General features: G+C 71.0%; 9 protein-coding genes and 1 tRNA gene. 4 read left to right on the plus strand and 6 right to left on the minus strand.

All coding sequences use genetic code 11. From position 1 onward, the window contains the following. Positions 1-135: 135 nt before the first annotated feature. The 5 genes from MOX02_RS06525 to MOX02_RS06545 form a co-directional block, all read right to left on the minus strand. Complete coding sequence (locus MOX02_RS06525; protein ID WP_147024999.1) at positions 136-2,460, minus strand: TonB-dependent receptor family protein; 2,325 nt, start codon at positions 2,458-2,460, stop codon at positions 136-138. 99 nt (positions 2,461-2,559) lie between these two features. Beyond that, positions 2,560-3,936 carry a PepSY-associated TM helix domain-containing protein gene (locus tag MOX02_RS06530; protein ID WP_147025000.1) on the minus strand — a complete coding sequence of 459 codons (1,377 nt, stop codon included), beginning with the start codon at positions 3,934-3,936 and terminating at the stop codon, positions 2,560-2,562. Positions 3,937-3,976: 40 nt separating this feature from the next. After that, positions 3,977-4,336, minus strand: coding sequence for a hypothetical protein (locus tag MOX02_RS06535; RefSeq protein ID WP_147025001.1), 360 nt, complete (start codon positions 4,334-4,336; stop codon positions 3,977-3,979). A gap of 352 nt (positions 4,337-4,688) precedes the next feature. Beyond that, positions 4,689-4,778 (minus strand) — tRNA-Ser (locus MOX02_RS06540). 137 nt (positions 4,779-4,915) lie between these two features. Further along, positions 4,916-5,173 (minus strand): hypothetical protein, encoded by a 258-nt coding sequence (locus MOX02_RS06545; RefSeq protein WP_147025002.1) that lies wholly within the window; start codon positions 5,171-5,173, stop codon positions 4,916-4,918. Positions 5,174-5,358: 185 nt separating this feature from the next. On the opposite strand from MOX02_RS06545, the gene MOX02_RS06550 reads away from it, so the two are divergent. Next, positions 5,359-5,613 (plus strand): DUF6894 family protein, encoded by a 255-nt coding sequence (locus tag MOX02_RS06550; RefSeq protein ID WP_147025003.1) that lies wholly within the window; start codon positions 5,359-5,361, stop codon positions 5,611-5,613. A 514-nt stretch (positions 5,614-6,127) separates the two neighbouring features. On the opposite strand, the gene MOX02_RS06555 is transcribed toward MOX02_RS06550, so the two are convergent. Beyond that, a complete protein-coding gene (locus MOX02_RS06555) occupies positions 6,128-6,310 on the minus strand; it encodes a hypothetical protein (protein ID WP_147025004.1) in 183 nt (60 codons plus the stop codon). Between the two features lie 242 nt (positions 6,311-6,552). On the opposite strand from MOX02_RS06555, the gene MOX02_RS06560 reads away from it, so the two are divergent. From MOX02_RS06560 to MOX02_RS06570, 3 genes are all read left to right on the plus strand, one after another. Beyond that, the gene (locus MOX02_RS06560) at positions 6,553-7,761 is read left to right on the plus strand and encodes an efflux RND transporter periplasmic adaptor subunit (RefSeq protein WP_147025005.1); all 1,209 of its coding nucleotides are present in this window, start codon (positions 6,553-6,555) and stop codon (positions 7,759-7,761) included. 18 nt (positions 7,762-7,779) lie between these two features. After that, the gene (locus tag MOX02_RS06565) at positions 7,780-10,920 is read left to right on the plus strand and encodes an efflux RND transporter permease subunit (RefSeq protein ID WP_147025006.1); all 3,141 of its coding nucleotides are present in this window, start codon (positions 7,780-7,782) and stop codon (positions 10,918-10,920) included. A gap of 75 nt (positions 10,921-10,995) precedes the next feature. Next, positions 10,996-11,508, plus strand: coding sequence for a DUF533 domain-containing protein (locus tag MOX02_RS06570; RefSeq protein ID WP_147025007.1), 513 nt, complete (start codon positions 10,996-10,998; stop codon positions 11,506-11,508). Positions 11,509-11,631 lie beyond the last annotated feature (123 nt).

Raw genomic sequence — 11,631 nt, forward strand, 5'->3', positions numbered from 1 at the left:
GGCGAGGCGGGGGCTATCCTGTCAACCGTGCGGCCGGTCGAAACCGCCGAGGCAGGGCCGTCCCATATCACATTTGACGGCGCCTGTGCGAACCGGGTTGCCCTGCCGGCGGGAGTCGGGCCGAGGCCCGCCTCGTCAGAACGCGAGCTTCATGCCGCCGACGAAGTTGCGCGGGGCGCCCGCGAAGATCGAGCCGTTCGTGTTGGCGAGCACCGCGGCACCGTTCTGCAAGCCGGTCGTGGCGCTGATCGAGTTCGAGAGGTTCTGCGCCGAGGCCACGTAGGTCTTGTCGAAGATGTTGCGCACCTCGAAGAACAGGTTCAGCCGCTTCGCATAGCCGCCGACGAGATCCGTTGCGTAGTGCAGGTTCAGGTTCACCAGGGTGTAGCCGGGCACCGGCAGCAGGTTGGCGTTGTCGATGAAGAAGTCGTCCTGAAAGACCGTCTCGACATAGCCGCCGAGACCGGCCAGGGGGCCGGTCAGCTGCTCGTAGCCGACCCGGGCGAGAAGCTGGTTGGCCGGAACGCCGGGGATCTGGTTGCCGGCGCGATTGAAGCGCGACGTGCGGGTGCCCGCGCTCAGTTGCTCGACGTACTTGGTATAGAACTGGTCGTCATAGGTGTAGGCGGCGGTCGCGCTCCAGCCAGGCGCGAAGGCCCAGGTCGCGCCGACCTCGACGCCCCGATGCTCGGAGGCCGGCGCGTTGAAGGTGAAGTTCAGGAGGCCTGCCCCGGGCGACTGCGAGATCAGCTCGTTGCGGAAGAACTCGTAGAAGCCGGTCACGCTCAGCCGCACCGTCTCGACCGGCGTCCAGTCGAAGCCGAGATCGAAGCCGAGGTTCTCCTGCGTCTTGAGCTGCGTGTTGTTGCCCGGCACGCCCGCCGGCGTGACGAAGAGGTTGCCGGCCGACGGCGTGCCGTAGCCCGTGGCGACCCGCCCACGGAGCTGCCACGCCTCGCTCGGGCGGTAGAGCAGCGAAAGCTCCGGCGCGACGTTGAGGAAGCTGCGGTCCACGTTGGCGATCGCCGCCGTGGTGCGGGCCGCCGTGTAGGTGTAGCTCGTGTTCGATCCGGTGATGGTGGTGTTCTCGGCGCTGATCCCGGCCACCGCGATCCAGCGGTCGCTCAGCTGCACCTCGGCCCGGGCGCGCCCGCCGAGATTGGCCTGCACGGTGTCCTGATCGGCGATGAGCGCGCCGAGCGCCGGGCCGACCCCGAGCACCCGGTTGTAGGTCCGGCTGAAACTGTCGAGCGTGTTGTAGGCGAGCGCCACGTAGCCGGTGGCCGGCAGGCCGAACAGGTCGCCGCGCCGGGTCACGTCCGAGAGGAAGTTGAAGCCCGGGAAATCGCCGCGCGCAGCCGTCGTGTAGAAGGGCTGGTTGATGTTGCGATCGTCGAAGACGAGCTGCGTGCGCCAGGTCGTGAAGGCGTCGATGTCGTGCTCCCAGCGCGCCCCGACGATGGTGCGCCGGTCGTCGCGCAGGAAGGCGCCCTGGTCGGCCGTCACCGGCACCGTCGCCCCGAAGCGTCCGTTCGCCAGCAGGTTGAAGGTCGTGCAGCCCGGCGCGGCGGTGGCCGCCGTGAGGCAGCCGCGCTGGAAGGGGTTGATCTCGAATTGGTTCAACGAGGTCCGGCCGGGCAGCAGCGTGAAGAGCGTGTTGTTGATGATCTTGAGGGTGAAGCGGTTGTCGGGCGTGGGCGTGTAGGTGCCCAGGAAGTTGATGGTCTGCGTGTTGAACGAGTTGTGGCTGATGAAGCCGTTGCCGCGGGTGTCGCTGGCGAACAGGCTGTACTCGAACGGCCCGCTGACGCCGCCGATCGCCGTGTAGTTGTTGAGGTAGCCGAAGCTGCCGGCATCGACGCCGTACTCGGCGCCGTTGATCTCGGCGCCCCGCCGCGTCACGAAGTTCAGCGCGCCTCCGGTCGCGTAGTTGCCGAAGAAGGGTGATTGCGGCCCGCGGAACACGTCGATGCGGTTGTAGGCGCGCGGATCGGTCAGGTCGAAGCGGGAGGATCCGTCCGCCTGCGTGACCGAGAAGCCGTCCTCCAAAACGACCATGTTCCGGTTCACGCCGGTCGAGCGGGCATTGTTGCCGCGGATCGAGACGACGATGTCGCGCGGGCCGTTGCCCTGGCGGACGGTCACGCCGGGGCTGTTGCGCAGGATGTCCGCGACGGTCGTGGCCGCGCGGTTGTCGATCACGCCCTCGCGCCCGACGCTGGTGACGACCTCACCCACCGGCTTGTCGAGCGGCGTCGGGGCGGCGGCCCGCGGCGGTGCGCCGGCCGGCTGACCCACGCCCTGGCCGGTCCCCTGGCCGAGGCCGCGGCCCTCACCGGCGACCGACAGTTCCTCCAGGGTCACCGATGCGCCGGATTGGGCGAGCGCCTGCGCGGGCGTGAGGGCGAGAGCGCCGGCCAGGATGCGGGCACCGGAGACGGTATGAAGGGAGAAGGGCACGACAGGGGCTCGTCGGATCGGAGTGCGGCCGCGCGCGGGGCGGCCCGGAAGGGTGGATGACGTCTCGGTCGGGTCGGGCCAGCGTGCCCGGCGCCCGTCTCAGGACGTCGAACGGGTGCGGGCGGCCTGGACGCCGAGGTCGAGGAGGACCATGGCGAGGATGACGAGGCCCGTGAGGGGGAACAGCGCCCCGAGGCCGAGGACGAGGACCGTCACCGTCACGGCGACGCGCCGGTCGCGCGGCCAGGGCGGCGCGCCGAGGCGCCCGGCCGGCCGGCGCTTCCACCACATCACCGCGGCCGTGACCGCGAGCAGGATCGTGGCGAGGCAGAAGGCCAGCATCGCGAGTTGGTTCGCGCGGCCCCAGTGCTCGCCCTTGTGGATGCCGATTCCGTACTGGATCGCCTGCGCGACGCCGCCGAGATCGCCGAACCGGACGTCGACCAGCGGCTTGCCGGTGTACTGGTCGAGCGAGATCATCCGCTGCCGGGCGACGTCGTGGGGGTAGGCCGCCGCGGCGTAGACGCCCGTCTCGCCGACCGGAAGGGAGACCTCGAACCCCGCCGGCATCCCGAGGTCGCGCAGGATCGCGACGGCGCGGCCGAGGCCGATCGCGGGCCCGGCCGACGGCCGGGAGACCGGCACCGGCGCGTCCTGCATCGCCCAGCCGGCGGTGGTCAGCATCTCCTGCATCGGCACGTTCGAGACCGCCTTGTCCGCCCAGAGGGCACGCGGCTGGCCGAGGCCCGCCTCGTTCGACCACGTCCGCACCTGCTGCCCCCACCAGACCGACCAGGGCAGCCCGGTCGACGCGAGGAAGAGGAGGCCGGCGCCGGCGAAGAGGCCGGTGACCGCGTGGAGGTCGCGCCACCAGACGCGCCGGCGCGGCGTCTCCCGCAGGCTGATCACCCCGCCGCGCTGCTGGCGGGGCCACCACAGGTACGTGCCGGTGACGACGAGGATCACGGCGAACCCGGCCACGACCTCGATCACGCCGTTCGCGATGGGCCCGAAATAGGCGAGGCTGTGCAGCCGCCGCACCACCATCATGAACTCGTCGTCGCGCGAGACGCGGTCGAGCACGTCGCCGTTGTAGGGGTTCAGGTAGACGAGGATCTTCCCGGAGCCCTCGGCCATGGTCACCACCGCCGTGGAGGTCGGGTCGGCCGGGTCGGTCAGGGCGACCGGCGTCGCACTCGGAACCGCCTCGGTGGCGTTGAAGAGCAGCCGGTCCGGGCTCATCGGCGCGATGGCCTGGGGCACGACCGCGGTCCGGTGCGCGAACAGGGTCGCGTTGATCTCGTCCTTGAAAAGGTACAGCGAGCCGGTGACCGAGAGCAGGATCAGGAACGGCAGGCAGAGCAGGCCGGCATAGAAGTGCCAGCGCCAGACGGCGCGGTAGACCGCGTCGCGCGACGGGCGCGCGGCCGTGACGGCATCGAACGCCGCGGCGTCGCCGTGAAGGGATTGCGACATGGGACAGGTCCGGGTCTGAGCGATCGAGGAGACGGATCGGTCAGGGTGTCGGCGGACCTCTCGGACTGACGGACTGGTCGGGAGGAGCCCGAGCGCGGACCGTCTCGGCGGCGCGCCACGGGGCCGGTGCGGCGGCTCCCTGCTCCCAGAGCACGACCGCGAACACGGACAGGTGCGGCGCGAGCAGTTGGACGGCCTGCGCGAGCGTGCAGCAGGCGTGCTGGTGACAGGCCGCTCCGTCGTCGCCCGGCGTACCGTCATGCGCACAGATCTCGCCCCCGGAGGGACCGAGAGCGATGGGAGCGAGGCCGCCGAGGAAGGCTTGGATCAACAGCGCGTAGAGCGCGATCACGGCGATGACCGCGCGACCGTGAACCGGCAAGGGCAGGCTACCGCGCATGCAGCACTCCTACGGTCGCCGATCAGGCAGCGTCAACGCGGGATTTCCGGCCACGGCCGTCATGCTCAAGTTTCTCCGGCGCTGTTGCCAGTGAGCAATACACGACGAAGACAACATCCCGCGCGCCGCGCCGAGCTGAAAATCATCGGTACGATAGTGGACCGAGATAATTCGGAAGCATTCCAGGAAGTACCTGCACGGATATGTGCCGGCACACCGCGTATCGACGGTCCCGAGCCGGAAACACGACTTGGTTCAGCTGGCGCGGTCCGGGTCGCGGCGATCAGCGGCGAGCCGAGCAACGTCAGCCCGGCTCAGATCGCGGCGAATAACCTAAGGGGGAAGGAACGGCTGGCGGAGGGAGCGGGATTCGAACCCGCGATACCGTTTCCGGTATACACACTTTCCAGGCGTGCGCCTTCAACCACTCGGCCACCCCTCCGGAGCCGGCGCGGACGGGCCGGCGCGCAGGGCGCGGGCGGTCCGTTCGAGCCGGGTGGCGTGCTGTACTCGCCGCGCCCCGTCTGTGCAAGCCGGCAACGCCAAGTCGGCCGCCCGAATTCCGAGTGAGGCCGCCGCTCAGAATTGTGGCGGCAGGAGCCGCAGCGGGGACTCGGTCCGCGCCGCGCAGGAGCGCAGCATGTTCAGGCAGCGCTCGCGGTCTCTCGGGTCGCGGATCAGCGACCACAGGCCGAGCATCTCCAGCGCAGCGGCGTCGGGCTCGGGCGGCGTGCGGAGGGCCGGCGGGACGAGGCACTCCTCGTCGAAGAAGTCGGAGAGCGGCAAACCGAGGTGCTGCGCGATCTGACGGAGGTGCCGCTCGGTCGGGGTACTCATCTGTGGGGTCACCGGCAGGCTCTCTTTCGGCGTCGCGGTGGACGCTGCTCTCGGGTCGCCCCGGCGCCGGCCGGCGCAAATGCGCCCGATGACGCGGCGGGCGCGGACCGGTACCGTGGCGCACGGCGGCGGCTCCCGGACCGGGACAGCGATCCGCCCGCGCCTGCCCCACCGACGAGGCCGCCATGCCCCGCTACGCCTTCACCGTCATCATCGGCGCCGACGCGCCGGCGGAACCCTACATCCGCAGCCTCGACGATGCGGACGCCGCCTGGGAGGCGGCCCGCGCCATGATCGTAGACCTGATGGCGACGAGCGCCGATCCCCGCCTGCTCTCGGCGTCCATGGTCGTGACGGACGAGGCCGACGAGATCGTCTTCGAGTTTCCGTTCTCGGAGGCTCTCAACCTGCCTGCGGGAGGATCCGGTCCGGTGCATTGAGGGCGGCTGCATCGTCGTGTCGGGGCAGAGAAAAGGCCCGGCGGCGTGTGCCGACGGGCCCTGGCAGGGTCCACGCGCTCGGGTTCGAGGGTTTCCTGATGGGTCTCGGCGCCGGCCCCGCGATCGTCTTCCTGTCGCGGCGGGCGCCTCCAGCCCTCCCGAGAGCCACTATCCCTGTCGCGGATGGTCCGGTGGCGTGTCCTGATCACCGTCGGCGGTGCGCGCCGGGCGGGAGCGAGAGGCATGAGCGTGCATGGCCAACCTCCTTCATCTGCGATCGGGCGGCGGTGCCCGGCAGCCCTCTGGGAACCGCCGGTCCTGTCGCGCAGGGAGGATGGTAGGCCGGCCGCGCGGAGGCTGACAAGACCCTCCGAAGCGCGGCAGAAGTGTTTTTCTTGCTCGGAACAGATGGGTTCCGGGCATGCCGAAGGGCGCCTCGCGGAATGCGGGCGCCCCGGCCTTTCGGCCCTCCTCGAGCGGGATCGCGGCCGCCCGGCGGCCGTGAATTCCCGCCTCAGGAGATCATGTCGAGCTTCGCCGTTTCCAGACCGCTGGCACGAATCGAATCGGGAAGCGCCGCGAAGTCGCGGTAGCCGGCTTCGCGGGCCATGGCGTCGAGTGCGGTCTGTTCGTCGTCGGCCGATCCCGTCCACAGGATCGCGCCGCTCGTCTTCTGCCTGATCTGGAAGATGCTCATCGAGCGCCCCGTTCATCCCGGCTCGCCGGCCGGCCGTTGACGAATTGGTAACGAGTTTCGGCGTCTCTGGTTGCGCCGGCCGGCGTTCCATGTCTGCGAGCCCGCGCGCCGCAGCGACGCCGCGCCGGATGCGCGTGTATGATGCGCCATCAAAACGCCGGCCTGAGCGGCGAGAGACCGGCCGCGGCCCCCGGAGCGGAGCCGCCACGACGAGGTCCGCCGTGACTGCGACTGGTAGTGCAATGCCCGGCCTGCGTCTTCCTTTCCTCCTCGCGGCGCTTCTGCCGATCGCCCTGGCGCCGGCACGGGCCGCCGAGACCGCGGCCGTGCCGACGGCCGAGGCGCTGGCGCCCGCCGTCACGGTGGTGCCGGCCGAGGATCGCGAGATCGTCGAGCGGGCGATCGTCACCGGCACCCTGGTGCCGCGCGACGAGATCCTGGTCTCGCCCGAGATCGAGGGTCACCGCATCACCGAACTCCTCGTCGAGGAGGGCGACCGCGTCGCCCGGGGCCAGGTGCTGGCGCGCCTCTCCCGCGAGATGATCGAGACGCAGGAGGCGGCCAACCTCGCCGCCATCGCCCGCGCGGAGGCCGCCATCGTGCAGGCCCGCAGCCAGATCGTGCAGGCCGAGGCCGCCCAGACCGAGGCGCGGCAGGCGCTGGAGCGGGCCCAGACGCTGATCCGCACCGGTAACGCCACCGCCGTCACGCTGGAGCAGCGGGTCTCGACGGCGCAAGGGGCCGAGGGCAAGCTCGCGGCCGCCCGCGGCGGGCTCCAGGCCGCGGAGGCCGACCTCGCGACCGCGCGGGCCCAGGCCGCCGAGATCGCGCTGCGGCGCGCCCGCACCGAGATCCGGGCGCCGGAGTCCGGCATCGTCAACCGCCGCACCGCCCGCGTCGGCGCCACCGCGACGGCGATCGGCGAGCCGCTGTTCCGCCTGATCGCCCGCGGCGAGATCGAGCTCGAGGGCGAGGTGCCCGAGACCGTGATGCCGCGCATGCACGTGGGCGACGCCGCCGCCCTCGACCTCGACGAGGGGCGCAAGCTCGAGGGCCGCGTCCGACGGATCTACCCGGAGGTCGACCGCATGACCCGCCTGGGCAAGGTCCGCATCTCGCTCACGGACGATCCGGCGCTGCGCATCGGCGCCTTCGCCCGCGGCACCGTCGAGGTGGCGCGGCGGCGGGGCGTGGCCGTACCCGTCTCGAGCCTGCTCTTCGCGACCGACGGCGGCGCGAGCGTCCTCGTCGTGCGCGACGGGCGCGTCGAGGCCCGTCCCGTCACGGCCGGGCTCTCGGCGGAGGGGGTCACGGAGGTGCGGGGCACCGTTTCCGCGGGCGACATGGTCGTGGCCCGCGCCGGCAGCTTCCTGCGGGACGGCGACCGGGTGCGGGCCGTGCCGCCCGAGGGGATGAAGCCCCAGGCCGCGGCCGACGCCGCCCCCCGCTGACGGATCGGACGACGCGCGATGCGGCTCAACATCTCAGCCTGGGCGATCCGGAAGCCCCTGCCGTCGATCGTGCTGTTCATCGTGCTCGGCGTGCTCGGGCTCGTGAGCTTTCGCAGCCTGCCGATCACGCGCTTCCCGAACATCGACATCCCGATCGTCGCCGTGACGGTCACGCAGGCCGGCGCCGCGCCGTCCGAGCTCCAGACCCAGGTGACGAAGTGGGTCGAGGACTCGATCGCGGGCGTGAAGGGCGTCAAGCACATCCTCTCGACCATCACCGAGGGCTCCTCGGTGACGACGGTCGAGTTCCGCCTGGAGGTGAACACCGACCGGGCGGTGAACGACGTCAAGGACGCGATCTCGAAGATCCGGGTGAACCTGCCCCGCACCATCGACGAGCCGATCATCAACCGGGTCGAGATCGCGGGCCTGCCGATCATGATCTACGGCGCCTCGGCCCCCGCCATGACGCCGGAGGACCTGTCCTGGTTCGTCGACGACGTGGTGGCCCGCCAGATCCAGGGCGTGAAGGGCGTCGGCGGCGTCGAGCGGCTCGGCGGTGTCGCCCGCGAGGTCCGCGTCACCCTCAAGCCGGACCGGCTGCTGGCGCTCGGCATCACGGCGGCGGACGTGAACCGTCAGCTGCGCCTCACCTCCGCCGACATGGCGGGCGGGCGCGGCGAGGTCGGCGGTCAGGAACAGTCGATCCGGACGCTCGCCGCCTCGGCGAGCCTCGACACGCTGGCGTCCACGACCATCATCGTTCCCGGCAATCGGAAGGTGAGGCTCGACGAGCTCGCCACCCTGGTCGACGGGGCCGAGGAGCCGCGCACCTTCGCCCGCTTCAACGGCGAGCCCGTGGTCGGCTTCGCGATCTCGCGGGCGAACGGGGCGAGCGACGCGGAGGTCTCCGACGCCGTCGCACGCAAGATCGAGGATCTGCACGCGGCCAATCCTGGCGTGCGCTTCGACCTGATCGACACCTCCGTCACCAACACGATCGGCAACTACCACTCGGCCATGATGGGCCTGATCGAGGGCGCGCTCCTCGCGGTCGTCGTGGTCTTCCTGTTCCTGCGCGACTGGCGGGCGACGCTGATCGCCTCGATCGCCCTGCCGCTCTCGGTGCTGCCGACCTTCTGGGTGATGAGCGCGCTCGGCTTCTCGCTCAACGCGGTGAGCCTCCTCGCGATCACGCTGGTGACCGGCATCCTGGTCGACGACGCCATCGTCGAGATCGAGAACATCGTCCGCCACATCCGGATGGGCAAGTCGCCCTACCGCGCGGCGCTGGAGGCGGCCGACGAGATCGGGCTCGCCGTCATCGCGATCACCGCCACCATCATCGCGATCTTCGCCCCCGTCTCGTTCATGGGCGGCATCGCGGGCCAGTACTTCAAGCAGTTCGGCCTGACCATCGCGGCGGCGGTGTTCATGTCGCTCCTCGTGGCACGCCTGATCACGCCGCTGCTCGCCGCCTACTTCCTGCGCGACCACGGACACCCGGAGGAGCGCGACGGGATCGTGATGCGCGCCTACACCCGCGCGGTGGCGTGGTCGGTGCGCCACAAGTACATCACGCTGGTCGCGGGCCTCGGCTGCTTCACCGCCTCGATCATGTCCACCGGGCTCCTGCCGGCGGGTTTCATCCCGGCCGAGGACGCGGCCCGCACCTTGTTCGTGGTGGAGCTGCCGCCGGGCGCCCGCCTCGCCGACACCACCCGCGTCACGGACAGGCTCGTGGAGAAGATCCGCGCGCTGCCGGAGGTCCGCAGCGTCTTCGTGGACGGCGGCCGCCAGCTTCCGGGCAAGAAGGAGGTCCGGCTCGCGAGCCTGACCATCAACCTGACCCCGAAGAACGCGCGCCACCTGACGCAGAAGCAGATCGACGTCATCATCGGCGACATCCTGCGCGAGGAGCCCGACATCCGCTTCTGGGCCCTGCGCGAGGGCGGCCAGCGCGACCTCGCCCTCATCATCGCCGGCCCCGACAAGGCGGTGGTGGCCGAGGTCGCCGCGCGCCTGCAGCGCGAGGCGGCCGGCGTGCCCCATCTCGTCAACGTGATCTCGACGGCGCCCCTCGACCGCACGGAGATCCGCATCCGCCCGAAGCCGGGTGTCGCGGCCGATCTCGGCGTCTCGACGGACCTGATCGCCGAGACGGTGCGGGTCGGCACGATCGGCGACATCGGCGCCAACCTCGCCAAGTTCAACGCGAAGGACCGGCAGGTGCCGATCCGGGTGCAGCTTCCCGAGCGCCTGCGCGGCGACCTCGCGCTGCTCGCGACCCTGAAGGTGCCGGTCAAGGGCGGGGCCGCGGTGCCGCTTTCGACGGTGGCCGACCTCAGCCTCGGCCAGGGCCCGACCGCGATCGACCGCTACGACCGCGCCGTGCGCGTGGCGCTGGAGGCCGACATGCGCGGCTCGGACGCGCTCGGCTCGCTCATCGAGAACGTGATGAGCCTGCCGACCGCCAGGAATCTGCCGCAGGGCGTCACCATCAGCCAGACCGGCGACGCCGAGATCATGGGCGAGGTGTTCGGCGGCTTCGCCCTGGCCATGGGCGCCGGCATCATGATGGTGTTCGGCGTCCTGATCCTCCTGTTCGGCAGCTTCTTCCAGCCGGTGACGATCCTGTTCTCGCTGCCGCTGTCGATCGGCGGCGCGATCCTCGCGCTGCTCGTCACCCACAACCCGATCTCGATGCCCGTCGTCATCGGCATCCTGATGCTGATGGGCGTGGTGACCAAGAACGCCATCATGCTGGTCGACTTCGCCGTCGAGGAGATGGCCCGCGGGGTCGACCGGACGACCGCGATCGTCGATGCCGGCCGCAAGCGGGCGCGGCCGATCGTGATGACCACCATCGCCATGGCGGCCGGCATGGTGCCCTCCGCCATGGCCTTCGGCATCGGCGGCGAGTTCCGCGCGCCGATGGCGATCGCGGTGATCGGCGGCCTCATCGTCTCGACGGCGCTCTCGCTGATCTTCGTGCCCGCCTTCTTCGTGCTGATGGACGACCTCTCGCGCCTGTTCGCGCGGGTCTTCGGCCGATTCGTGGGCGAGCGCGACGACCCGGAGGACGAGATCCCCTTCGCGCCGCCGGGCTTCGTCGCCAACGACCCCCGAATCTATCCCCCGCGCGTCGCAGCGGAGTAGGTGCCGGACTGAACCGGGACCGCCCTCCCGTCGTTGCCGGACCGATCCTGTGATCGAGTTCGGAGATCTGACGTCATGGCTGATGCGAAGAGACTGGTGGACGCGCTGGTGCGCTCCCGGGCGGGCGGGCTCGCGACGGGCGCCGCTCTCGGCGGCCTCGCGCTGGTCGCCGGCCTTGCCTACCGGGCCGTGCGCGGCGAAGCCGCTCCGGCCGCGGCGGCAGCGCCCTTCGCCGAGGTCGGCGAGGACGAGGCGCGCCTGATGCTGCGGGCGATGGTGGCGGCCACCGTCGCCGACGGGATGGTCGACGCGGAGGAGCGGCGCCGGCTCGACGCGGCCGTCGATGGGGCTGGCCTCGACAGGGACGGCCGGGCCTGGCTCGACCGCGAGCTCGCGGAGCCGGCCGACATCGACGAGATCGCCGACGCCGTGAAGGATCCGGACGCGGCGGCCCGCATCTACGCCGCCGCCCGCCTCGCCATCGACGCGGACACGCTGCAGGAGCGCCAGTTCCTGCGCATGCTGGCCGAGGCCCTCGACGTCACCGAGGAGGCGGCGGGCCGCGTCGACCGAGAACTTGCCGGATGAGACGAGGAGCCGGACCTCGCGACAGGAATGCCGCCGTCACGGACGCCGGGCGCGGGTCCGCTCTCCTCGGAAGAGGACTGGGTGAGAGACACAGGATTATCCGGAGATGTCGCACCCCTCACC

Source organism: Methylobacterium oxalidis (assembly GCF_007992195.1).
GTDB classification, from domain to species: Bacteria; Pseudomonadota; Alphaproteobacteria; order Rhizobiales; family Beijerinckiaceae; genus Methylobacterium; species Methylobacterium oxalidis.

Bases quoted from the DNA above. Each gene is read 5' to 3' on its own strand.
- MOX02_RS06570 (WP_147025007.1), top strand. From the start codon at position 10,996: ATGGCTGATGCGAAGAGACTGGTGGACGCGCTGGTGCGCTCCCGGGCG.
- MOX02_RS06565 (WP_147025006.1), top strand. From the start codon at position 7,780: ATGCGGCTCAACATCTCAGCCTGGGCGATCCGGAAGCCCCTGCCGTCG.
- MOX02_RS06535 (WP_147025001.1), bottom strand. From the start codon at position 4,336: ATGCGCGGTAGCCTGCCCTTGCCGGTTCACGGTCGCGCGGTCATCGCC.
- MOX02_RS06545 (WP_147025002.1), bottom strand. From the start codon at position 5,173: ATGAGTACCCCGACCGAGCGGCACCTCCGTCAGATCGCGCAGCACCTC.
- MOX02_RS06555 (WP_147025004.1), bottom strand. From the start codon at position 6,310: ATGAGCATCTTCCAGATCAGGCAGAAGACGAGCGGCGCGATCCTGTGG.
- MOX02_RS06530 (WP_147025000.1), bottom strand. From the start codon at position 3,936: ATGTCGCAATCCCTTCACGGCGACGCCGCGGCGTTCGATGCCGTCACG.
- MOX02_RS06550 (WP_147025003.1), top strand. From the start codon at position 5,359: ATGCCCCGCTACGCCTTCACCGTCATCATCGGCGCCGACGCGCCGGCG.
- MOX02_RS06560 (WP_147025005.1), top strand. From the start codon at position 6,553: ATGCCCGGCCTGCGTCTTCCTTTCCTCCTCGCGGCGCTTCTGCCGATC.